This is a genomic window from Paenibacillus sp. FSL A5-0031, assembly GCF_001956295.1.
Taxonomy (GTDB): domain Bacteria; phylum Bacillota; class Bacilli; order Paenibacillales; family Paenibacillaceae; genus Pristimantibacillus.
Genome location: NZ_MRTD01000006.1, coordinates 1 through 24635, shown reverse-complemented (window position 1 = coordinate 24635; position 24635 = coordinate 1). Strand labels below are relative to the sequence as shown.

Sequence of the window (24635 nt, the reverse complement as noted above, 5' to 3'; positions counted from 1 at the left end):
CAAGCATGTCAGTAGATCAGCAAGCAGCAACTGCAAAGCGTAAAGGAGAACATATACGTATTTGCTTGCAGGAGCAAGTAAACAGCGTTGGCATTGAAACGGGCTTGGGGCGGTACCGCTTTAAGCATAATGCACTGCCTGAGCTTTCCTTCGCTGAAGTAAGCCTAAATACAGATTGGTTCGGCAAAAAGCTTGGAGCCCCACTGCTCGTAAGCTCCATGACTGGAGGAACGGATGAAGCAGGGGCTATTAATCGTCGATTGGCGGTAGTGGCAGAAACGAGGGGCTGGGCGATTGGACTAGGCTCCATGCGCGCCGCAATAGAAAACGAACAGCTCGCAGCTTCGTTCTCCATACGGAAAGATGCGCCTACCGTGCCTGTTATTGCTAACATTGGTGCGGTTCAGTTGAATTATGGTTTTGGAGTAGAATCATGTCGCAGAGCTGTAGATATTGCTGAAGCGGATGCGTTAGTCCTGCATCTCAACAGCATGCAAGAGGTGTTTCAACCCGAAGGTGATACCGATTTCCGCAATTTATTGGTTTCGATTGAGCAGGTTTGCAGGTCGCTTAATGTACCGGTTGGGGTAAAAGAAGTGGGCTGGGGCATTGATGCGGAGACGGCAGCAGCGCTTGTGGGTGTAGGCGTTTCCTTTATCGACGCTGCTGGAGCGGGTGGAACTTCATGGAGTCAGGTCGAGAAGTTTCGCTCCACCGACGATCTAAGAAGGCAAGCTGCTGAAGCATTCGCGGATTGGGGCATACCGACTGCTGAGAGTGTGACAGAAATTCGCGCTGCGCTTCCCGAGGCTAATATTATTGCAAGCGGCGGTTTACGTACAGGTGTTGATGCTGCAAAAGCCATCGCGCTAGGCGCAAATCTTGCTGGCTTTGGACGCGTATTGCTGCCTCAGGCGGCTAGCAGCAGCAAGGAAATTTCGCAGGAGCAATTGCTGCAGCAATTCGAACGCATTGAGTTTGAAATGCGTACGGCGATGTTTGGCATTGGCGTCGGTACGATTAATGAGCTGCGTCAAACAAACCGATTAATCCTAAAATAATATTTAACTATCATTTAAGGTGAGCCAGAAGCAACAAGCTTCTGGCTCACCTCTTTTGTTTGTGGTGCTAACTCTATTTGATAATACCTGTGCCTTCAATTTTGATATTGGTATTTACGATAAATTTAACGTTAGGGTAGATGGATTGCCACCGCTGCCAAGCCTCCTTGCCAGGATGGGTAGCCCGATAGCGCAGTCCGAAACCTATGGGGTCTACATTTGCTTTTTGGATTTTTTGGAGAAGAGCAAGACAAGATTTAGTATATTCCTTATTTAAATTTTGCTCAATCGGCTGCCACTGATCTTCATATATGCCTTTTGGCGCTTCCTCAAATACGACCCTGATCTTAACATCCAGTGTGATCGTGTCTTGGCCGTTTTGCTTGCCGAGTCGGAAGCTTGAGTGCATATCGGTAATCGCTACGACTAAATCCAAGCCTTCAAACATGCCATGCATCGAGGATTTGGTGAAATCTTCAGCGAGCTGATTATAAAGCTGCGATTCAGCTGGAGACAACATAAGCTTGACCTTTGTTTTGTCCAGCAGCGCTGTTCGGTTGATGACGAAGCTCTTTTTACCATCCTTTGTAATAACAGGCATCAGCGGATCAAGTCCTTCCTCGGAAGCACGCCTAGCGAAGTCTGATAAAGTTTCTACGTAAGTATAAGATGACTCGGTTCCGTCAGCTCCAAAGCTTAAAAAAAGCGTGTTGCCTGGATAACGCTCTGACACAGGCTTTATTTTCAGCAGTGATTCCGCATCCGGTTTCCCGATAGCAATATCGGCGACACTTTGGATATCTCTTCTGCGCGACATCCATTGCAATATTTCCGTATAGCTTTGGCGGGCGATCTTCTCACCAATGAGAAACACTTTGCAATGCCCGAAATCCAGCTCCTTGTCGACGTAGGATTTCAACATTCGAATGCCTTCTGCGACGGTTTCTGTATCGATAGTCTCGATTTGCGTTTTCGATGCGCCAGGCTCGATCTTTGGAGACGGAACAGCAAGCAGCAGGGAAAGACGATACGGTTTTTTCTCATTATCTGATGCATCTATGCCAAGAGCGACCACGAAGAATCGTTTGTCGATATCCTTGAACCCGCAGCCGCCAAGCAAACCAAGAGAGAGGATTAACAAAAAGACTCGAAGGGTGATGCTCATACGGCTTTGGACCTCCTTTTGCTAAGCACGAACACCCAAACGACGATTAATATCTCCACGAAAAATCGGACAATGAGCCAATAGGAAGTAATGATCATGTTCATCTTTTCATTCGTCAGCATGAGATACAGGATGGAGAGCAATACAAAAATACCGACGATGACATAGTTGGACATCGGTGTTTTGAGACTATCAAACTCCGGCCTATAGCTTGGAAAACAAGATTTCACAAACTCCATCGCCTGATGCCAGCCGGACATCGTATAAACGAGAGTCAGGTTCAAAAAAACGATTAGAAAAAGAAACAACACTCGTTCAATAAAGCCGTATTGCATTAGCAGGGAATCAGCAGTCTGGCTCCATATGTAAATGTATTGGTTTACGCCTTCCGTTCCATGAAAACCAATGGGTACAAAAAATGTAATCAATAAAATAACAGCGCCGGCTATCGGATAAATAAAGCGGAATTTAAAACGGAAATTTGGTGGAAATAGCCGATTGAACAATGAAAGATTAATATAACCGGTAAAAATGAAAGTAGAGGCTGCAATGCAGGTCAATGTTGGCATTTCCGTTATGTAGTTGGCTACGACATGAATCGCATCCCAATTAAGCTGGTTGCTTCGTACAGCTTTAAACAATATAAAGATTATGATTGGAGCATTTACGATCATGCCGATTTCAACGATGAACATAACGGAGAGGGTTGAACGTGTGGCAGCATAACCGCATGCAATAACGAGCATGGCTAGAATAACATTCGCATCCGCATCTGGATTGAAAAAACGATTAATAAGAATGGCGTAGGCAACAACAACGATAGTCGTTGCAAACCACCACATAACTGAAAAAAATAACATGGAGATCGTAACGAGCCATTGCGGTGAATGCAGCTTTAATATCTCAGGCAATCCTTTTCCGGGATAACGAGCCATTGCACTTGTATACATATAGACGAGTATCGTACCAATAACAATCCCGACCACAATTGAAGATACAGCACCGGTATAGCGATATTGAATAAGGATATGTGGGACATAAAGCAAAAGATTAATAAAACTTACGAGAATAAAGTTGTAATAGAAATAACGGTTCATTTAATCTTCACCTGCCCCACATCGCCTTCTAACGGCCTTAGTTTTCCGAAAATACGCATATATGGCTTGCCAAAGCTTCTTAGGCTGCATAAATAAGTGATATAGATAAACAAACCAACGGCTACACCGGTGATACCGAAGAAAATAGAGATGACGATTAACGGGTATTTCAAGAAGCGAACAGCAAATGACAATGAATTAACGGGGATTACGAAATTTGAAATAGCTACGACTGACGTTACGATAATCATAATGCTGCTTACGAGACCGGCTTGCTGAGCGGCTTGTCCAAGAATAAGTCCTCCAACGGTTGTTGCCGTGGAGCCGATGTACCTGGGCAAGCGAATGCTCGCCTCGATTAGTGTTTCGATCATAAAGAGCATAATAAATACTTCTATGAACGATGGATAAGGAACAGCAGAACGGCTGCCTGCAATAGAGAAAGCAAGCTGCACGCGAAACAGCTCTGGATTATAGGAGACGACGGAAATATAGAGAGCAGGCAAAGTGATTGTAAGCAAAGTTGATGTGTAACGTAGGAAGATTAGAAAACGAGTCATCCAATAGGAGTCGTAATCATCCTCTACGGCGTGCATGAAATCAAAAAATGTAGACGGCAAAATAAGAGCAAACATGTTTCCCTTTAAGAGAATGATTATTTTCCCTTTGGAAATCGCACTGGTAATGCGGTCAGGACGTTCTGTAATCAGAATAGTTGGAAACAAATGCTTGCGATTGCCGACTAACAGCTTCTCAAGCTCACCAGCGGAATGTAGCATTTCCACGTTAATCGTTGTTAACTTTGTACGTACATTATCAAGCACGGTAGGATCTACACGTCTCTGATCAAATAAGGCGAACACGGGGGTTTGGGACAATGTTCCAATTGTATGCTCTTCCACCGAAAGATCGGGGGAAGGGTACATGCCGCGGATCAGATTGAGTGATATATTTATATTTTCGCTTAATGCGATCTGAGGGCCCTGAATAGCACTTTCCACTTGAGTTTGTGAATTCTCAATACAGATGACCCGTTCAGCTTTGAATGAATAGACGACGCCATTTGCTTGAATCAGGACATGGCCGCGCAAAAGAAGACTTTGCCACATAGCGACATCTTCCAGTATTTCATAATCGGGATTTGTATCCAGCTGAGCTTGAAACGAATATTCCTCTTTTATAAAAGGGACGATAATGAAATCGCTTATTTTTTTCTCTTCGCATAACGGTTCGATATAGGCGACTTCGATACTCATTTCGCTATTTTTCAAATTTTCCAATTTGATATCGATTGCTTCTGCAAATAATAAACGAATACGTTCATTCATGCTGGTTCCCCCCTTCAAATGATGCTGAGCTGCAAAAAAATCTGGATAAGCTTCCATAGTTTGCACGTATAATTTGAAAACTATGCTTATTTGATTCGATTTTGCCAGTATGTTGGAATTCAAGTACAATAAAGTGATCATCATTCGCAAGCAATTCGCATGACCATGATGAAGGAGAGCATTAATATGAAACCATGGTACGAACAGAGCTTCGGCTCCGATTATATGCTTGTCTACAAACATCGCGATTGGGAAAATGCAAATAAGGAAGCTTCCAAAATGATCGCTTGGCTAGAGCTGGCGGAAGGTTCTCATGTACTTGATATAGGCTGTGGGATGGGAAGGCATTCACTCGCTTTAGCAAACCTTGGCTACACCGTTACAGGTATGGATTTATCGACTACATTGCTTGATGAAGCTCATCGTCATGATGAAGATGGACTTGTCGAATGGGTTAAAGGGGATATGCGTGAGCTGCCGTTTGAAGCGGAACGTTTTGATGCGACTGTCAATTTATTTACCTCATTTGGCTATTTCACAGCAGAGGAAGATAATGTGAGCGTGCTTCGGCATATACGTAGAGTGCTGCGTATAGACGGTTGTTTTTTAATCGATTTCCTTAATCCTATTTATGTGGCTCAAACCTTAGTGCCCCAATCGGAACGTATCGATGAGGAGACAGGTCTGCTTATACAAGAGGCAAGATCCATTGCAAATGGCTGGGTGCAGAAGGGCATTTCAATTTTCAATCCGGACAAAGAAGAGAAGCCAAGACAGTATTTAGAACAGGTAAGGCTGTACAACCTAGACTGGTTTGAAAATAATCTAGATGCTTGCAGTCTTAGAATAGACAAGCTGTACGGCAATTACGATGGTTCGAAATACGATCCAGAGGCTTCTCCGCGAATGATTATGACAGGGAGAGCTAAAAGATGATATTTGAAAACAAGGATTCAAGCAGCATGCCGTCTTCAAATGAACAGGAGTTTTTACATACGGTTTCGTGGCAGGAAGGATGGCTGCAGGTAAAGGTCCCGGTTCCCTTTTCCCTCAAGTGGGTTAACAGCTATCTTATACCCGAAGAACAGGGATATACGCTTATTGATCCGGGACTGCGAACGGACGAAGCCATTCAAGTATGGGACAAAGTCTTGCAGCATCATAACTTGGAGTGGCGCAATGTTACAAGAATCATTTTGACGCATCAGCATCCCGATCATTATGGACTCGCTGGTTATGTGCAAGAGAGAAGCGGGGCGCCCGTTTTTATTTCACGCAGGGCACATGACTATGCAATTAGGCTGTGGGGAGAAGAAAGTGAGTTCGGCGGGCAGCTGCAGGCTCTGTATGCGAAGCACGGAATGCCGATTCATCATAGAGAGGCTATTGCGCAAAATCTTGAAACCTTTGTGGAGATGGTATCCCCTCAGCCGGAGGTAACCTATATCGAAGCGGGAGATCAAATCATAATTGGTGGAATGAGCTGGGTCTTAATTGACGCGCCTGGTCATGCAAACGGACAGCTATGTTTCTATCAGCAAGAACGCAAATGGATGGTATGCGGGGATCAGGTTATGCCTCATATTACCCCGAATGTGAGCATAGTGCCCGGCGAGGATGGCGATCCATTGGAAGCATTTCTAGGCAGCTTGCAGGAGCTTGCTCATTATGAGGTTCAATTGGCTTTTCCAGGACATCGGGATCCTTTTACCAATTTCCATGACAGGATATTGGAGCTGCAGCAGCATCATATGCGGAGGCTAGACAAAATGGTTCGGATGCTCGAAGAAGAGCCCCGCACCGCCTATGGCATGTGCGAGGCTCTATTCGGCAATCGTCTGAACGGGAATGCGCATCAGCTCAGATTTGCAATGTCTGAGACACTTGCGCATTTGGTATATTTGGAGCGTCAAGCTCGAATCTCTTCTACTGAAAAAGATGGCATTTATAATTATTTTGCGATCACCGCTTAACGATCACGGAATTCCTGCGGGGTAATGCCGTATCGATCTTTGAACACCTTTATGAAATAACTCGTTTTCAAATAACCGACTTTAGCTGCTATCTCGTAAATTTTGTCTGTTGTCGTGCGAAGCATATGCGCTGCCGTTTCCATTTTTAATCTGGATAAGTAGTCGCTTATGCCTTCGCCGGTTTCCAGCTTATATATTTTTGACAAGTAGGACGGATTCAGAAATACATGGGAAGCAATCGATTGCAGTGAAGCGTCTTCTAAATGGCTTGAAACATATTCTTGAACCTTCTGAATCGTACTGGAACGAGAATGCTGTACTTTGCTAGTCATATGGTTTCTATAGTTATCAAGTATGCCAGCCGTCCAAGTGCGAAGCTGTTTAATCGTATGAAAGTGGGGACCGCTAAGCAGTTGATTGAACTCAGATCCCATAATGTCGGACATCCACAGCTTGTTTTTATGAATGGAGAAACTTAACGAGCTGGCAATCATGAAATAGGTTTCCAAAATATGCTCATGCGACTCGCCCCATTTAAGCTCCAGCTCCTCAAACGCAAGATTTAGTTTCTCCTCGATCGCGTCCCATTGTCCTGCCTCAAGCAAATGAATAAGCAGCGGCGGATTGTATAAATGAGAGAGAGAATTTGCTTCTCCTTGCTGTGATTCTTCTGTCAGTGTGAGGAGAAATCCGCGTTCACTGCCAATGCGCTGTCTAAAGTTGATAAGCGAGAAATCATAGGTTTCGCGCAGCTCAAGCGGAAATACATCCTGCTTCTTAATGACTAACGATACGGTCCCCTTTAAATACAATTTCACATAATGCTGAAGCTGCGCTGCTTTTTGCTCAATGAGATGCAGCATGGAAGCTTGTTCTTGGCGTTGCTTTTCTTTGCCCATAATGAGAAATACAAAGTAGCCATGCTCGTCCTTCGTATGCCATAGCCTATATTCCTCTATAAATATTTCCTCTGCGATGTTGCACACGGCGTATTCAAGCAGCGAGCTGTCACGTTCGCTTTGCTCATAGAAGTAGTCCTCCATCCGCATAAGCATCATACAATATGGCTCTTTTGGATGAAAAGATAGATTCAGAATGTCGAGCTTTTCTTTTAACTTTTCATCGCTGTAGGCCTGTCCCTTCAGAAGAGAGAGCAGAAGATGATTTCGTAAAATAGGGACGTTTTCTTTCAAAGAGGTTAGCGCGCTTTGATGCGAGCTGACCTCCTTCCAATGTTCTTCCAGCTGGGAAGCGGCTTTCCGAACAGCTTGCAGCAGCTCTTCGTCTTCAGCGGGCTTGAGCAAATAGTCGCTTGCTTGGAACTGAAGCGCTTTTTGGGCATACTCAAAATCATTATAGCCGGACAATAAAATACATTTCACATTGCTCCAAGAAGCTTTGATTTGCTCGATTAAATCAAGGCCGGAGAGGCCGGGCATATGAATATCTGTAATGACGATATCAATAGGCGTAGCCTGCATAATATCAAGCGCTTCCCGCCCAGAGTGTGCAAGGTAGACGGAATCAATGCCAACGGAGCTCCATGGCAAATTACTGGCTAAATCCTCTACGAGATCCGGTTGGTCATCCACTATTAAAAGTTGATACATGTGAACAGCTCCTATTCATTCATCTAAGGCGTGTTTGAGAGCTCTGAGGAGAGCAAATTTTGCCGAATTTTCGTTCCATGCAAGGCGCGTTTGTGAAGGCGTACCGGGGGTACGTCAAGCAAACGGAACGAAGCAGGGGGCGAAAAGGCGGTGAAAGGTGCCACTGAACGGGTTTTCAGACACGCCCTAGTTGGCATAGTTTTCATGCGGCCAAGACAGGTACACAGCTACGCCGCCTTCTTCGCGAATTCGGAAGCTGATTGAAGCCTCAGATCCAAATTGGAACAGCATCCGCTGCCTAATATTCCACAGTGCGCAGCCGCTCGTATCATCAGGCGGATTGATAATTTTTTTCTCCAGCTTTCGAAGGGCTTCGTCCGTCATCCCCAACCCGTTATCTTCCACAATAATCGTGTGATAGCGATCATTGCTAACACCTGAAATGGTGATGAGCCCATCACCGTCAAATCGTTCAATCCCGTGCAGCACCGCGTTTTCAACGACAGGCTGCAGGAGCAAACGCGGAATCTGAGCACCAAGCATCGAATCAGGCACCTCAATGTTATAGGACAGGTGCTGGATATGAAATTGTTGAATTTCCAAATAGCTCTCAACAAGCTGCAGCTCTTCCCTCAGCGTTGCGGTCAGCTTCTCGACCCGTGTCGTATAGCGATAATAAGTAGACAAGTGCATGGCAAGCCGCATGACAGATTCCTTCTTATCCAGCCTAGCAAGGCTGCGTATGAGCGCGAAACAATTGTATAAAAAATGCGGATTAATCTGGGATTGCAGCTGTTTCACATTGGCTTCACGTCTTCGAAGCTCCTCCACATAAACCTTCTGAATGAGCTGTTCCGTATTCGCAGCCATATCGTTAAATCTTTGAAATAAATAAGTAAATTCATTTTTGGGGTTTACCGTTATTCTTGCGGAATAGTTGCCTTCCTGCAGCCGTTTCACACTTCGAATAAGCAAACCGATTGGGCGCTGTACATTTCGATAAAGCAAATAACCTGCGAGCAAGCTCATAATGAGCAGCAAACCGACGGAGCCGTAAAACAAATTTTGGCTTTTGACGATTGGTTTCAAAACATTTGCAATCGGTACGTAGTCAATCAAATACCAATCCAACGTTTTTACATGCGCAGAGGTGACGAGAAAATCATCCCCATTTATCGTCATAATTTGATTGGACGCTTCTGGGACGGTCATTTTTTTGAGCAGCGCTTGAATGCTCTTGGTCATTTCTTTATCGGCTGTTTTATTTTTTATCATGCGCCCATCGGAATGGACGAGAAACGGATCGCCTTTGCCTGCCAGCTTGAAAGTATCCAAATCCTTTATGAGATGCTCCTCTGGAAAAGAAATCTCAACGATAATACCGGCTTTCTCTATATCGGTGATTTTGCTTTTTGGCTTGACGATATGGCGTACGAAACGATTTTGCTTTATGTTTTGAATCGTCATTTCCTCGTACTTCCAGGTCGGGGTCAATATTTTTTTGATCGATTCGAGGTCATATGAGAGATACGTATTTGTTGATACGAGCTGCTTGCTTGCCGGCGCTGTAATGCTGTATTGCGTATCCCAGCGCTGTGCGACATTGAGCAGGCGAAGCCTCTCGAGAATGCGCAGCTTCTCATCGTTTCGCTGGTATGTGCTCTCAATTAAATGTAAATTTTGCAGCTGCTGGATATGGATATCTTCGCTGAGCAGAAAGCCAAGCGTCGATAGCGTTGTTACGCTTTTATCAACCTCGCTCGCTAGAAAGGTAATGTCCTTCTGCTTCAACGATTTCATTTCTTCCGTGATAACTCCGATGCTTGTCCGTATAGAAAGCGTATACAAAATAATGATCGGGATAAGCAAAAGGACGATCAATGTAATCATTTTGGCAAATGTGTTTTCTCTTAAACGCATGCTGGAGTCCTCTCTTTTTATGAAAATAATGATACATAAGTAAACAAAATGGCATGCTTCCAAAGATCGTGGTCTATAGAACAGGAGAGACTGCTGGTAAAATTAATCATACAGGAGAGATGAAAAAACTCAAATCAAATTTTGTTTGGAAAGGGGCAGAACAGTGGAAAGTGCGCTAAACAAACCGCTGCAGCAAGAAAAAAAACCAAGACAACAAAAGGATAAAAGAGCGAGAGAACTATTTAGTCGTACTTGGCCCTTGCATCTCATGCTGCTTCCGGCGGCTATTGTTACCTTTATATTTGCTTATGTACCAATGAGCGGGCTAATTATGGCCTTTCAGGATTTTAAACCTTATAACGGCATGTTTCATTCGAAGCTTGTTGGACTGGAGCACTTCCGCTTTATGTTTGAGTATCCAGACAGCAAACAGGTCATTTGGAACACTTTAATCATTTCGGGCTTAAAGATCGTTTTTGGCTTAATCGTGCCGTTTACGTTCGCGATTCTGCTTAATGAGGTTCGAAAAATGCTGTTTAAGCGAGTGGTACAAACTTTGGTGTACTTGCCGCATTTTATATCATGGGTAATTTTAGGTGCGATCCTTACTGACATGCTGGGCAGTAAAGGAATCGTGAATCAGACGCTCAACAGTCTCGGTATAGATTCTGTGTTCTGGCTTGGGAACGGGGATTGGTTCCGTTTTACCGTTATCGTAAGCGATATTTGGCAAAACTTCGGTTTTAACACCATCGTATTTCTTGCGGCACTGGCGGGAGTAAATCCTTCATTGTACGAAGCGGCTGAGGTGGATGGCGCCACGCGCTGGAAGCAGACGCTGCACATCACGGTTCCGTCGATGATTCCAATCGCGGTTGTCGTAGGCACGTTGTCCCTCGGCAATATTTTGAACGGGGGCTTCGATCAAATTTTCAATCTATACAATTCGCTTGTATACGATAAGGGAGACATTATCGATACGTTCGTCTATCGGACAGCGATATTGAATGGTCAATACAGCTTTGGAACAGCTGTTGGTTTGTTTAAATCTCTAATCGGTTTGATCATGATCGTCTTCTCTTACCGAATGGCATACAAATACGCAGGTTATCGAATTTTCTAGGAAAGAGAGGGGCGAGAAAAAGCATGTATCACAAAACAACAGGTTATAAAGCTTTTTCAGTATTTAACTATATTTTGCTCGCGGTCATTTGTATTTCTTGTATTATTCCGCTCGTTCATATTCTAGCTGTAAGCTTAAGCGCAAGCTCCCCAGCCAACGCGAATCTGGTCAAGCTATGGCCGATAGGCTTCAACCTTGAAGCCTATTCCAAAACGCTGAATAACGATAATTTTCACAATGCTCTTTTTGTAGGTTTTAAGCGTACGGCGCTCGGCACGCTCGTCGGCATGACTTTGATGATTCTAGCGGGTTATGCATTATCCAAAGATGGACGGACATTTAAGAGCCGTTCGGTCTATACGTGGTATTTTCTCTTTACGATGTTGTTCAGTGGTGGTATTGTTCCTTCGTACATGCTTATTCGCAACTTGGATTTAATGAACTCGATTTGGGCGCTTGTTCTGCCAGGGGCGATCAACGTATTTAATATGGTGCTTCTAATGAACTTTTTCCGGGCAGTACCGAAGGAGCTGGAGGAAGCTTCGGTCATGGATGGAGCAGGACAGTTCCGAACGCTTTGGAGTATATTTTTACCCATTTCAATGCCGGCTTTAGCTACGATTTCATTGTTTACCATGGTTACACATTGGAATTCATGGTTTGATGGATTGTTATATATTACAGATTATAGAAAATATCCATTAGCAACCTTTTTGCAAACGATCATTGTACAGCAGGATTTTAATAAAATAAATCCCGATGTCAACGAGCTTAAGCATATCTCGCAGCGTACCGTTAAATCCGCGCAAATCTTCATTGGTACATTGCCGATATTGCTTGTATACCCCTTTTTACAGCGATATTTCGTGAAAGGGATCATCATGGGGGCTGTCAAAGAATAGTGCAAGAAAAAGGCATCAATAACAAAATTGTGGTCTTTCGGAGCTGTAAAGCGAGCTGTATATTGGTAACAAACGATATTACAAATATCGTTAATAATAACAAAAATTAACTTACGGGGGTAAAGGCATGAAGAAGTGGCTTTCGGTCTTATTGGTACTATCATTTATGCTCGCAATCGCAGCTTGTTCTGGAAACAACACGAACAAGGGGACTAACAGTCCGGCAGCAACAAACAAAGCGAGCAACGAACCAGCCAAGGTTGAAGAAGGAAGCACTGAAGGCTTTGCGGATGGCAAGTATACGACACCTATTACGTTAACGACAGTTTGGGGTCTTAACCAAAATGGTTCAATCTTCAAAGAAGGCGAGTCCATTGAGGATAATGTTCATACTCGTCTTATCAAAGAAAGACTTGGCATTGACATTAAATACAACTGGGTTGTAACGAATACGAATGATGCTTACAAAACAAAGCTTCGCCTTATGCTGTCATCAGGTGAGGAAATGCCGGATGTTGTCACTTACCGCGGAGATATGGAAACGGTTAATATGTTGATCGACTCCGGTCAATTTATGCCGGTAGGCGATTTGGTCGACAAATACGCAAATGATACTTACAAAGCAGGCCTTGATCTTGATCCAACCATCTGGCTGCCAATTAGCCGGGGCGCTGACAAAATGGCCTTGCCTATTCTAGATTATGCCTACAACGCAGATCATGTCATGTGGATTCGTGAGGATTGGCTGACAAAGCTTAACCTTAAAGCTCCAACAACGCTTGCAGAAATGGAAACGGTTATGGAAGCATTCGTTAAGAATGATCCAGACGGAGACAGCAAAGCGGATACAATTGGTCTTGCAACAGGCTTCAAAAATGGCTTCGCTAACTGGATGACTGATATCGGCTTCGTGTTTGGCGCTTATGGCACAATGCCTGGTCAATGGAATCAAGCAGCGGATGGATCTTTGGCGCATGGTTCGATCAATCCAGCAGCTAAAGATGCATTAACAAAATTAAAAGAATGGTTAGACAAAGGCTACATTTCACAAGATTCAGCATTGCTTGATGAATCAACGGGCTCGGAATTGTTTACTAAAGGCGAAGCGGGAATTATTTTTGGACCAAACTGGCTTCCAGCATGGCCTTTCCCAGATCTTCTGAACAACGTTCCTGGCGCAAAATATAAAGCGTATCCAATTCCTGCTGGTCCAGATGGTAAAATTGGTTCCGCAGGCGGCAACCCGCCAGCAAACGGTTATGTATTCGTAAACAAAAAAGCTAAAAATCCTGAAGCTATTTTGCACTACTATAACTGGTTCTTCGATAATATGGCTAACCCGCAGCCGGGCAGCGAGTTCGAGAAGGGCTTCGCAGAAGGTTATGATTATGCAACACTTCCAGACGGCTCTATTACTGCTGATATTGCAAAATACCCAGACCTATTCCCTGGTTTGAAGGATCAAACAGCACCACCGCTATACTACACGCTCACTTTTGAAGGCGCTCGTATTCCTACTCTTTATGCAGAAACGCATGTTAAGCTTGCTGGCGGCGCAGAGCCGGTAACGCCATACGAGAAACAAGAGTTTAATACACGTCTAAAAGAGAATACAGATGCGATGAAAGTAGTTATGGACCAAAATTCGATCCGTATGAAAAACTACTATATGGGTCCTTTGACGGAAACGATGCAAAGTAAAAACGAGCTTCTGAACAAGCTGCTTAATGAAACGTTCAGCAAAATCGTATACGGACAACAACCAGTTGATTCGTTCGATACGATGGTTGAAAACTGGAAAAAATCAGGCGGCGAACAAATTACGAAAGAAGTTAACGATTGGTACAACAGCGTAAAATAAGGAGATATTTTCAGCTGAGGCATCATGTAAAAGTTTAATAGATCGAGCAAACAGTCTGTCACGTTGCAGTTTATCATTTAGCTGTAAGGGGCAGGCTGTTTCCTTGAAAAGACAAGTAAGCGTTATCATTTTATTTCATGATCCTGAAAGGATGTAGGAGAAGCATGAATAAACGGTTTATTTCGATGATATTGGTGTTCATGATGCTCACGAGCAGCTTGCCGGCTGTCAGTGCGGCGACAGCCACAGATGAGAAGGGAACGGCACATTGGGGCGAGAAAGTGCTGGAAAAATGGATTTCAAAGGGGATGCTTAGCGGATATCCGGATGGCAGCTTGCAGCCTGATCGTCAAGTAACGAGAGCTGAATTTACAAAGCTGGTTCATGCTATCTTTCAGTTTGAAGCTAAAGGCTCGAATACTTTTACAGATGTAGCCGCTGACGCATGGTACAGCAAGCAGGTTGCTGCTGCGTTGGAAGCTGGAGTGATTACTGGTTACCCGGATGGCAGCTTTAAGCCTGACGCACCACTTACGAGGCAGGAAGCTGCGAAAATAACAGCCGAACTGTTTAAGCAGGCTGCGGTAGATGGGAATAAGCTCTCCAGCTTTACGGATTATAATCTAGTACAAGCTTATGCAAAAGCACCGTTAGAGCAGCTGCTGGCAGGAGGATACATAACGGGTTATCCGGATCAAACCATTCGGCCGAAAAAACCGATTACTCGTGCAGAAGCCATCACATTGCTTGACCGAATTGCTGGTGAAATCATTAATACAGCCGGCACCTATGAAGATTTGAAAATAGCCGGAAATGCTGTCGTAAATACAGCGGGAGTAAAGATCAACAAAACTGCTATCGATAAGGATTTGTTCTTAACGCAGGGAATTGGCGAAGGCGATGTCTTTTTAACGGATGTGGATGTGAAAGGAACGGTCTACATCAATGGGGGCGGAATCAACAGCATTCATTTTATAAATTCGAAGCTGAATAAGCTTATTGTGAATAAGCCTTATGGAAAAGTACGCGTCGTACTTACAGGCTCTTCGCAGGTGCAGCAGCTTATCGTGGAATCGGGATCTGACATTCAAATTGATGCTGGAGCAAGCAGTCAATTACTTACGATTTCGGATACAGCGGGCGGAACCGCAATTCAGGTAAATGGTACTGTAAATCAAATAGTTAATACAGGTTCAAGTACGACATTAAATGGCAATAGCTTAGGCAAAAGCAGTGATGTGAGTGTTCAGAACGGAGTTGTAAAAACAGGACAACCGACTGGCTCAGGTCCAAGCGGTGGTGGCGGTCAAACGACTCCGCAACCAACTCCAACAGCAACACCGACAAACTCCCCGACACCTACGCCTACGACAGAACCGACGACGACACCAACAACAGCACCTGTGGATGAATGGGAGCTTGTATGGAATGATGAATTTGATGGAAGCGGCGACAACGTTGATACTAACGGCGTTAACCTCGACAAATGGGCTTATCAGTTAGGCACGGGCTCTCAATATGGTCTTGATGGCTGGGGGAACAATGAAGAACAGTATTATCGCTCCGAAAATATTAAGGTAGCGGACGGGAAATTAACGATCACCGCTGACGATGATGGTTTTGGCGGCAAGAAATATACATCAGGCAGATTATATACAGAGCCTACCTTTAATAAAACGTATGGAAAATTTGAAGCTCGCATGAAGCTGCCGGTAGGCAATGGCATTTGGCCTGCCTTCTGGATGATGCCGAAGGATAGCGAGTATGGGGTTTGGGCTTCATCTGGAGAACTCGATATTATGGAAGCGCGCGGCCGCTTACCGAACAAAGTCGGCGGTGCCATTCATTACGGTAAAAACTGGCCGGCAAACAAGTCAAAAAGTGCAGATTACATTTTTGGAGAAGAAACGGATATTACGGACTATCATACTTACGGTGTAGAGTGGGAGCCTGGTGAAATTCGCTGGTATGTTGACGGACAATTATTCCAGAAGCTTAATAATTGGGATAGCTGGGGAGCAGATCAACCTGCAAAATATGCGTTTCCCGCTCCGTTTGATAAGCCGTTTTACATGATTTTGAACTTGGCTGTTGGCGGTAATTTTGACGGTGGGATAACACCCGACCCATCACTGCTGCCAGTGAAAATGGAAGTCGACTATGTTCGTGTCTATGAGCTAACTGGCAGACCGTATAAGACGCCTGTAGAGCCTAGCGTCGACTCAGAGCCATATCCAGATCAATATAAAGAACCGATTGCAGGTAATTTTATTCATGATAATAGCTACAGCAAGCCGTTCACAACCATTGCTGAGGCGAATCAAGCTTTAGATACGAATTATTGGAATTTTGTACATGTAAGCACATTCCAAGGTAACGGCTCGATTTCTGTTGAAGCTTTAAATGGTGTAAATTATGCCAAGGCGGATATTACGAGCAGCGGGAATGCCATACATGCGGTTCAACTCATTCAGAATGTAACGCTTGGTAAAGGCAGATGGTATAAGCTTACTTTTGACGCCAAATCGAATGCAAATCGAAATGCCACAGTCAAATTTGGCGGCGGGGAAACACGCGGCTGGACGACGTACTCCGATATTATGGATGTAAAGCTGACAAATAATATCCAATCTTATGAAATGATATTTCAAATGGGAGCCGAGACGGATACGCTGGCTAGACTCGAATTCAACCTTGGACTAAGCACGAATCCGGTCTGGATCGGCAATGTGAAGGTTGAAGAAACCGCCTCCCCAGATCCGTTTCATGATAACGACCCTAAAGAGCCGTTGAACGGCAATCATGTGTATAACGGCAGCTTCGACCTAGGTCGAATCGATCGTCTGACTTATTGGAATTTCAATAAGGCTGGAGGCAACGCTGCAGCATCGGTGAATGCTGACACTAGAGAACTTAAAATATCGAATCTTGATGGCGAAACAGAGCCGAAGTCGATCTCGCTTACGCAGTCGGGTATCAATCTACTGAAAGAAAACGATTATAAGGTAACATTTAAGGCTAGAGCAGCTACTGCACGCACCATTCAGATTGGTGTGTACAAATCAGATGGTACGGCTTATGCCGCTCCAGAGACGATCTCGCTTGCCTCCGAGATGAAGGAGTATACATTTCAGTTTGCGATGGAGCAGTCTAATGACGTTAATGGACAGTTGGTATTTTTATTAGGCGGCCATCAGGCTGACATTTATTTAGACGATATTAAGATGATTCGATTGACTAACAACAACACGGGCGAATTGGCGCTGGCAGATCAATTTCCAGTGAAAAATGGCGACTTCTCGAGTGGCAAGGTGAGTTGGAGCGAGCATGTGCAGGGACGTTATGACGGATGGGGCTCAAGCGCGGACTTTAACGCTCAGAATGAAGAGATGAAGATTGCGATTGCGAGCGAAGGTGTTAATCCTTGGGACGTCATGCTGATGCAAAATAATATTAATCTATTTAAAGGCAATACGTATACGGTGACTTTAGATGCAAGTTCATCCAAAAACCGTGAAATGGAAATTGTTATTGAAGTAGGCAGCACGCGTTATTTGTCCAAAAAGGTGCAATTGACGCAGACGAAACAAACGTTCAGCTACGAGCTGCTTGTTCAAAGCGACATTACGCCGACGTTTAAGCTGCTGCTAGGTAAACTGGACGGTGCAGCTGTCATAGGCGAGCATGATGTATTAGTTGACAACATACATGTGGAGCAGCAGGATGCACGAAGTAAAGCCTTCTTGATCAAAAATGGATATTTTGATGCAGGAATGCAGGATTGGAGCACGCATATTCAGGGCATTTATGATGGCCCCTCGAGAGCAGCCATTAAAGATGACAATGGTGCGGTGAAAGTCGCGATAGCGAACGCTGGCTTGAATGCGTGGGATATTGTTTTGCAGCAGGGCTCATTGGCGCTAGTTAAAGGCAAAACGTATGTCGTTACCTTTTTGGCCAGAGCAACTTCGCCACGAACCATTGAAGCGGTTGTTGAGAACAGCGCTTATAATCGTTTCTTAAATGAAAAAGTGAAGCTTGATACGGTTACTAAAATGTACAGCTACGAGTTCACTATGGCCAAGGATGACAACGCAACCTTTAAACTGCTTTTTGGAGTGCAGCCTGATGCTCCTGCTGCGGCACATGACGTATTTATCGACAATGTGCATCTTGAACTGAAAGGAGCTAATGAAGCAGCAGGCGAGAAGGCTCGCAGCTCAAATGATATTATGCTGCTGCTTCCTCCCGTGCTTTCAAAAGATGTATCCGATAATGAAATGGGTCAAAATATCGACATTACCTTTAATGATAATGAGGCTTGGAGAAATGCGATAACCGATGTATTTGTCGATGAAGTGAAGCTTCCTAAAGAAGCGTATCAGCTTGCCTCAGGAAAGTTAACAATCGATAAGACCCAATTCAGTGCAGTTAAATCATACACGATCACGATTAGGTCAACTGGTTATGAGCTTGCTCAAGTGATTCAAAGTATTCAAGAGAAAAACATATGGAGTCTCGTATGGAATGATGAGTTTGACAGCGTGGGAGATAATCTGGATACAAACGGTGTCGATCTTGACAAGTGGGCGTATCAGCTTGGCAACGGCAGTGAGTATGGCGTAGGCGACTGGGGCAATAACGAGCTGCAGTTTTATAAGAAAGAAAATATAAAGGTCGAGAATGGCCAAATGATTATCGAAGCCAAAAAAGAGAATTTTGGCGGTAAACAATATACGTCAGGCCGGCTTTGGACCAGTCCAACCTTCAGCAAAGCTTATGGCAAATTCGAAGCGCGGATTAAGCTCCCTGCGGGTCAAGGCTTATGGCCGGCGTTTTGGATGATGCCGAAGGATAGCGAGTACGGCGGATGGGCTTCCTCTGGTGAAATTGACATTATGGAAGCTAGAGGACGTGTGCCAGGCGAAGTTGACGGCACTATTCATTTTGGCAAAAATGCTCCAAATAACAAAATTACCGGTGCGCAGTACGAATTTCCGCAAGGTGAGGACATCACGGGTTACCATACTTATTCTTTAGAGTGGGAACCAGGTGAGCTGCGCTGGTATGTGGATGGGAATTTGTTTCAAACGCTTAATGATTGGAATAGCTGGGGAGCAGATCAACCAGAAAAATATGCTTTTCCTGCACCATTTGATAAGGAGTTTTACATTATTCTCAATCTAGCTGTAGGAGGCAATTATGACGGCGGGTTGAAGCCTGATCCTTCCTTGTTGTCAGCTCAGATGGAGATTGACTATGTGCGTGCTTATGAGCTTACTGGCAGACCTTACAAGGTGCCTGTTGAACCGATGCTTGTAAAGGATTCGTTCCCGCAAAATGGGAAAGCGGCTGTAGATGGCAATTTTATTTATGATCCTGCTTATACTCATGGCGTTAAGAACATCACAGCAGAAAATCCGGTGATAGATATGAATTACTGGAATTTCCTTCATGGCGCTGAATTTGGCGGAGCGGGTGAGGTTTCGGTGGATACGGTAGACGGGACACCATTTGCCAAAGTAGACATTTCGAATGGCGGGAATGTGCCCTATTCCTTGCAGCTTGTCCAGTATGTGACCCTTGTTAAAGGTCAGGCTTACAAAATTAGCTTTGATGCAAAAGCATCAGCGCCGCGCAGCATGAGCTTGAAGTTTGGCGGCGATGCGAACAGCGGCTGGGGAATTTATTCTGACAACTTTGAAGCATCCTTGAAAGATCAGGTCGGTCATTATGAGTATCGCTTCCTCATGACAGACAAAACAAATGCTGCTGCAAGGTTGGAATTCAATTTAGGTCAAAACGTAAATGATGTGTGGATCGGAAATGTTTATTTAGAGGAAATCGATGAGTTAATTGAACCAGGCGCTGCAAAAGCTCCACTGAATAACGGCAATCACATTTATAATGGAGGTTTTGATCTAGGGACGATGGATCGTTTGCTCTATTGGAATACAAAAACAACGGATTCGGCTGCTGCTGACATCAGTGTAGATCCAGTATTGCGCAGGTTAAACGTTAATATTTCAGATGGTGGTACTAATGCTTCGTCTATAAAACTAACCCAACAGGGCATTAATCTGCTGCAAAAGGATTCGTATGAGCTGACCTTTGATGCAGAAGCTTCGGCCGCTCGGACCATCACCGTACAGCTTAAGAGCAAAGACGGCTCAACGATTTATTCAGGTCCACATGCGATTCAGCTAGATCCATCGAATAGTTCGCATAAGCTCTCATTTACGATGCCACCTAACGTAACAGACGAGGAAGCGCAGCTTGAGTTTTTGCTAGGCGGCAGCAACGCTGGGGTTCAGCTGGATAACATTAAGCTTATTCGCACAACAAATTTGAATGTTGATTTTACAGGCGTCGATTTGTTTCCGCTTAAGAATGGAGATTTCTCCAATGGGCTAAGCGGCTGGGAGCCGTTTACGCAAGGAGGTACAGCAGCATTCACGGAATCGAATGGAGCTGCAAAAATAGCGGTAACAAACGTAGGAGGGGAAGCTTGGAACGTAATGTTTAACCAGTCGAACCTTAAGCTTTCCAAGGGGATGACGTATGTGCTCTCTTTTGATGCGAGTTCGACGGTAGCACGGGACATCGAAGCGGCTCTCGAAAATGCTGGTTATACAAGGCGTTTTTATACGGGACCTTTGATGCTGACACCTTCGATGCAGCATTTTGAATTTACATTTAAGATGATGACCGATGATAATGTTGCGCTTAAGTTTTTACTTGGCAAAACTCCAAAAAGTGCAGCTGCACCGCACGAAATTTTCTTTGATAATGTTGTGCTTGAGGTGAAGGATGCGCCAATGCTGCGCCCGCCAACCTTAATACCAGATAAAACGGATAACCTAGTAGGGAGCGCGGTAGAAATCCGTTTTGTAGATAACGAAGCGTGGAGAACGGCGATTAGTGCAATTGAAGTGAATGGAGCTGTACTTGCTGGTGCAAAGTATACGCTTCAGCCTGGCAGCATTATGATTGATCAATCTGTTTTTGCAAGCGATCAATTATATACGATTAATGTCAAATCGACGGGCTTTGCGGATACAAGTGTTAATCAATTAATGCTTGCAGCAGATGGAAACCTTGTACTAAACGGTGGAATGACGAATGGGTCAGCTAACTGGGTTCATTGGTTTGGTGATGGGGGAGATTCGAAATATACACCTAAAGATGGTGTTGCCCAAATCGACATCTATTACCATGGGGGCATGCACCCAGAATGGAATGTTCCTGTAGGCTGGTCCACACAGTTTAACCAAAGCGGAATCAAGCTAGAGGCAGGCAAATCCTATGAGCTTTCCTTTAACGCATGGTCAACGGTTAATCGTCCGATTGCAGTGGAGCTGGGTGGATACAACAACACTGAAAGCGTACATTTTAATTTGACTAGTGATTCAGCTGCCACTTATAAGAAAAGTTTGCGGCCAAATAGCAACGTGGATTTGACTCTAAAGTTTTTGCTTGGCAACGTCGTAAATGGTGCTTTTGTTACGCCTGATGGCGAGCATACGATTTACATTGATAATGTCGCTATTCGTGAAGTAGCAGCACCACCGGTATTAGTGGCCGATTCGACTGAAAACAAAGTCGGACAGACAATTGAGCTGACATTTGCAGACTCTCCTGCTTGGCGTGCCGCAATTACGCAGCTTACGATTGACGGTGCAGCTGTCCAGAGCAGCAGCTATACGGTTGAGGCAGGAAAAATCAAGCTTAATGCAGATTTATTTACAAGTGTCAAAACGTATCTCATCACCGTTGCCGCAGCAGGATACGGCATCAGCGAGGTGCAGCAGCAGGTGAAGACGGCTGCCGCAAACATTGCTCTTCATAAAGCTGCTGCTGCATCATCAGGCAATCAACCAGCAGCTAACGCTGTAGATGGAGCGGGCAATACGAGATGGGAGTCGGAGTCATCAGATCCTCAGTGGATTTCTATTGATTTTGGCGCAGTCTATAAGCTGGAAAGTGCTGTCCTGAGCTGGGAGGGAGCATATGGAAAAGCCTATAAGCTGCAAGTATCCTCGGCGGCAGCGCCAGGAGAAAGCGACTGGACGGATGTATTCACAGAAGCCGCAGGCAATGGCGGGCTCGACAACATTACATTAAACGGGCAAGAAGCAAGGCATATTCGAATGGTTGGATCTGCTAGGGGCACCATTTACGGTTATTCCCTGTGGGAGTTTGAGGTGTATGGCACATGGGTAAGCGGCGGCGAAGGAGGAGGAAACGGAGGCAATCCGGATCCTGGAACCACTCCGAATCCAGTGCTAGTGAACCTGGCGCTTAACAAGCAAGCTGTTGCATCAAGCTTTAATGCCGTTTTTCCTGCTCATTTGCTAACAGATGGCGATAAGGGTACAAGATGGGAAGCAAAATGGAGTGACAATAATACAGCTCCTTATCAGGCAGAATGGTTCTATATTGATTTGGAAAAAGTTCATTCCATTAATAAAATCATTTTGACTTGGGAAGCTGCTTATGGAAAAGCGATTGATATTCAAGTTGCTGCAGCAGGAAGCGATTTATCGGCAGCAAGCACAGATTGGAAGACGGTACATTCCTTGAACAGAGAATTGAGAGCGGAAGACTTTGTTGAAACAATCACCCTTGCAGACAGTGCGGAGGCTAGATATGTTCGTATTTTAGTGACAGAAAAAGGTCTTCCTCCATATGGTCCATCGCTTTATGAAATTGAGATTTATGAATAACTGTTTTATTTAGAGTGATAAAGAGAGCATGCTTTTACAGGGAATCCTGTGAAGTATGCTCTCTTTTCTTTTTGACGAACGATGGTTGCTCTTAAGGTAAACGTTTGTTTATTAATGATGATTTAATGAAGAATGGTAAATATATATTGCGACATATATAAATATATGATACATATTAAATAACGGAAATGACCTCAAAATGTGTTCTAATTATTTATTCCGTCATATGAAAGCAAAGGGAGACTGGATCATGGAGAGAGAATTAGCATTAGAGCTTGTACGTGTAACGGAACTGGCTGCGCTCGCATCGGCGCCTTGGATGGGAAGAGGCGATAAGAATAGCGCTGATGGAGCAGCAACATCTGCGATGCGCTCCATGTTTGATTCAGTGTCCATACGCGGTACTGTCGTTATAGGCGAAGGGGAAATGGATGAAGCGCCGATGTTGTACATTGGGGAGGAAGTAGGAAGCTTGAATGGCCCCGAGGTTGACGTAGCGGTTGATCCGCTGGAAGGTACCGAAATTGTAGCCAAAGGACTTAACAATGCAATGTCCGTGCTTGCAGTGGCAGGGAAAGGTCAGCTCTTGCACGCTCCTGATATGTACATGGAGAAGCTCGCTTTCGGTCCTGCTCTTGTTGGCAAGCTGTCGATAACTGATCCGATGGATGTCACGCTCCGTAAAGCGGCTGACGCTTTAAACAAGAAGGTTTCGGATTTAACGGTTATGATTTTGGACAGAACGCGCCATGAAGCGATCGTCAAGGTGCTGCGCCGAGTGGGTGTGCGTATAAAGTTTTTGTCGGATGGTGACGTTGCAGGCGCGATGGCACCTGCATTTCCGGAGGCAGGCATTGATTTGTATGTTGGTTCGGGAGGTGCACCAGAGGGTGTACTGGCTGCGGCAGCGCTGAAGTGTTTAGGCGGCGAGCTGCAAGCAAGGCTGATGCCGGCGGATAGCAATGAGTACAATCGCTGTGTTCAAATGGGCATTGCAGATCCGTATCGGGTGCTTACGATGGAGGATATGATTGGAACGGGCGATGTTTATTTTGCAGCAACAGGCGTTACGCCAGGCGAGTTTTTGGGCGGAGTACAGTATTTTCCTGACGAGAGGGCAGAAACGCATTCCATCGTAATGCGCGCTAAGACCAAAACGATCCGATTCGTACGTGCTATGCACTATTTGCCGAATAAAACATTCTTAAATAATGATAAATAACTAGGAATGGTGTGGTCGGCCGCTAGGCCGACCACTACAGAAATAACATGCTAATAATCCAATGAGCAGAAAGAATATAACTCAGCTGATTGGAAATTAACGGACATCAGATCCGTTATTTGCTTGAAATCCTCGTTTTTAAAGAGCTAACGGACATACAGTCTCTTATTTGGCCTCAAAAGCCATGATTATGCTTCAATTTGCATAAATAGCGTATCTGATGTCCATTAGAATTGTATTTGAGCTATATTTACCATAATAGTGGAACCTATGTCCGTTAGAGCTTCGCTTGAGCTTAACCTGTCAAACTTGGTCTAACCTCGCCAACCCCAACGCCCCCCGAACCCCCACCTAAAACTAATATTGATTTCGTGCTGGAAACGCTGCTACTAACCTTTACTACGAATACAAATCTTCTTAGGAATTAACGGACATCAGATCCGTTATTTGCTTGAAATCCCCGTTTTTAAAGAGCTAACGGACATACAGTCTCTTATTTGGTCTCAAAAGCCCTGTTTACGCTTCAATTCGCATAAATAACGTATCTGATGTCCGATAGAATTGTATTTGAGCTATATTTACCATAATAGCGGAACCTATGTCCGTTAGTGCTGCGAGAGGGCTTAACTAGTCTAACCACTATAACC

Annotated in this window: 13 protein-coding genes; 8 read left to right on the top strand and 5 right to left on the bottom strand. The window is 44.6% G+C overall.

Annotated elements, in window-relative coordinates; all coding sequences use genetic code 11:
- Positions 1–5 precede the first annotated feature (5 nt).
- Positions 6–1061 carry a type 2 isopentenyl-diphosphate Delta-isomerase gene (gene fni, locus BK120_RS12185; protein ID WP_076267783.1) on the top strand — a complete coding sequence of 352 codons (1056 nt, stop codon included), beginning with the start codon at positions 6–8 and terminating at the stop codon, positions 1059–1061.
- A gap of 73 nt (positions 1062–1134) precedes the next feature.
- Here fni and BK120_RS12180 read toward each other — a convergent pair whose 3' ends face one another.
- From BK120_RS12180 to BK120_RS12170, 3 genes are read right to left on the bottom strand one after another with little or no spacing between them, the layout of a single operon-like run.
- On the bottom strand, positions 1135–2226 hold the full coding sequence (locus BK120_RS12180; protein WP_076267782.1) for a Ger(x)C family spore germination protein: 1092 nt from the start codon (positions 2224–2226) through the stop codon (positions 1135–1137).
- On the bottom strand, positions 2223–3323 hold the full coding sequence (locus BK120_RS12175) for a GerAB/ArcD/ProY family transporter (protein ID WP_076267781.1): 1101 nt from the start codon (positions 3321–3323) through the stop codon (positions 2223–2225). The genes BK120_RS12180 and BK120_RS12175 overlap by 4 nt, the downstream gene beginning before the upstream one ends.
- The gene (locus BK120_RS12170; protein ID WP_076267780.1) at positions 3320–4651 is read right to left on the bottom strand and encodes a spore germination protein; all 1332 of its coding nucleotides are present in this window, start codon (positions 4649–4651) and stop codon (positions 3320–3322) included. The genes BK120_RS12175 and BK120_RS12170 overlap by 4 nt, the downstream gene beginning before the upstream one ends.
- A gap of 186 nt (positions 4652–4837) precedes the next feature.
- On the opposite strand from BK120_RS12170, the gene BK120_RS12165 reads away from it, so the two are divergent.
- Together BK120_RS12165 and BK120_RS12160 are read left to right on the top strand one after the other, a co-directional pair.
- Entirely contained in the window at positions 4838–5587 is a 750-nt protein-coding gene (locus BK120_RS12165; RefSeq protein ID WP_076267779.1) for a class I SAM-dependent methyltransferase, read from the top strand.
- Complete coding sequence (locus tag BK120_RS12160; protein WP_256710873.1) at positions 5584–6624, top strand: MBL fold metallo-hydrolase; 1041 nt, start codon at positions 5584–5586, stop codon at positions 6622–6624. The genes BK120_RS12165 and BK120_RS12160 overlap by 4 nt, the downstream gene beginning before the upstream one ends.
- Here the strand turns inward: BK120_RS12160 and BK120_RS12155 are convergent.
- Positions 6621–8234 carry a response regulator gene (locus tag BK120_RS12155; RefSeq protein ID WP_076267778.1) on the bottom strand — a complete coding sequence of 538 codons (1614 nt, stop codon included), beginning with the start codon at positions 8232–8234 and terminating at the stop codon, positions 6621–6623. The genes BK120_RS12160 and BK120_RS12155 overlap by 4 nt on opposite strands.
- A gap of 186 nt (positions 8235–8420) precedes the next feature.
- On the bottom strand, positions 8421–10154 hold the full coding sequence (locus tag BK120_RS12150; RefSeq protein WP_076267777.1) for a sensor histidine kinase: 1734 nt from the start codon (positions 10152–10154) through the stop codon (positions 8421–8423).
- Positions 10155–10422: 268 nt separating this feature from the next.
- Between BK120_RS12150 and BK120_RS12145 the strand changes: the two genes are divergently transcribed.
- The 5 genes from BK120_RS12145 to glpX all read left to right on the top strand — a co-directional run bounded on the left by BK120_RS12145 (position 10423) and on the right by glpX (position 23988).
- Positions 10423–11277: an ABC transporter permease gene (locus BK120_RS12145; RefSeq protein ID WP_076268055.1), complete on the top strand. Its 855-nt coding sequence runs from the start codon at positions 10423–10425 to the stop codon at positions 11275–11277.
- A gap of 23 nt (positions 11278–11300) precedes the next feature.
- Positions 11301–12179: a carbohydrate ABC transporter permease gene (locus BK120_RS12140; RefSeq protein WP_076267776.1), complete on the top strand. Its 879-nt coding sequence runs from the start codon at positions 11301–11303 to the stop codon at positions 12177–12179.
- A gap of 127 nt (positions 12180–12306) precedes the next feature.
- Complete coding sequence (locus BK120_RS12135) at positions 12307–14040, top strand: extracellular solute-binding protein (protein ID WP_076267775.1); 1734 nt, start codon at positions 12307–12309, stop codon at positions 14038–14040.
- Between the two features lie 164 nt (positions 14041–14204).
- A complete protein-coding gene (locus BK120_RS12130) occupies positions 14205–22766 on the top strand; it encodes a carbohydrate binding domain-containing protein (protein ID WP_256710872.1) in 8562 nt (2853 codons plus the stop codon).
- Between the two features lie 250 nt (positions 22767–23016).
- On the top strand, positions 23017–23988 hold the full coding sequence (glpX, locus tag BK120_RS12125; RefSeq protein WP_076267774.1) for a class II fructose-bisphosphatase: 972 nt from the start codon (positions 23017–23019) through the stop codon (positions 23986–23988).
- Positions 23989–24635: the final 647 nt, after the last annotated feature.

Coding starts and splice junctions, on each gene's coding strand:
- BK120_RS12180 (WP_076267782.1), bottom strand. CDS start 2,226: ATGAGCATCACCCTTCGAGTCTTTTTGTTAATCCTCTCTCTTGGTTTG.
- BK120_RS12165 (WP_076267779.1), top strand. CDS start 4,838: ATGAAACCATGGTACGAACAGAGCTTCGGCTCCGATTATATGCTTGTC.
- BK120_RS12175 (WP_076267781.1), bottom strand. CDS start 3,323: ATGAACCGTTATTTCTATTACAACTTTATTCTCGTAAGTTTTATTAAT.
- BK120_RS12155 (WP_076267778.1), bottom strand. CDS start 8,234: ATGTATCAACTTTTAATAGTGGATGACCAACCGGATCTCGTAGAGGAT.
- BK120_RS12140 (WP_076267776.1), top strand. CDS start 11,301: ATGTATCACAAAACAACAGGTTATAAAGCTTTTTCAGTATTTAACTAT.
- BK120_RS12150 (WP_076267777.1), bottom strand. CDS start 10,154: ATGCGTTTAAGAGAAAACACATTTGCCAAAATGATTACATTGATCGTC.
- BK120_RS12130 (WP_256710872.1), top strand. CDS start 14,205: ATGAATAAACGGTTTATTTCGATGATATTGGTGTTCATGATGCTCACG.
- BK120_RS12135 (WP_076267775.1), top strand. CDS start 12,307: ATGAAGAAGTGGCTTTCGGTCTTATTGGTACTATCATTTATGCTCGCA.
- BK120_RS12170 (WP_076267780.1), bottom strand. CDS start 4,651: ATGAATGAACGTATTCGTTTATTATTTGCAGAAGCAATCGATATCAAA.
- fni (WP_076267783.1), top strand. CDS start 6: ATGTCAGTAGATCAGCAAGCAGCAACTGCAAAGCGTAAAGGAGAACAT.
- glpX (WP_076267774.1), top strand. CDS start 23,017: ATGGAGAGAGAATTAGCATTAGAGCTTGTACGTGTAACGGAACTGGCT.
- BK120_RS12160 (WP_256710873.1), top strand. CDS start 5,584: ATGATATTTGAAAACAAGGATTCAAGCAGCATGCCGTCTTCAAATGAA.
- BK120_RS12145 (WP_076268055.1), top strand. CDS start 10,423: ATGCTGCTTCCGGCGGCTATTGTTACCTTTATATTTGCTTATGTACCA.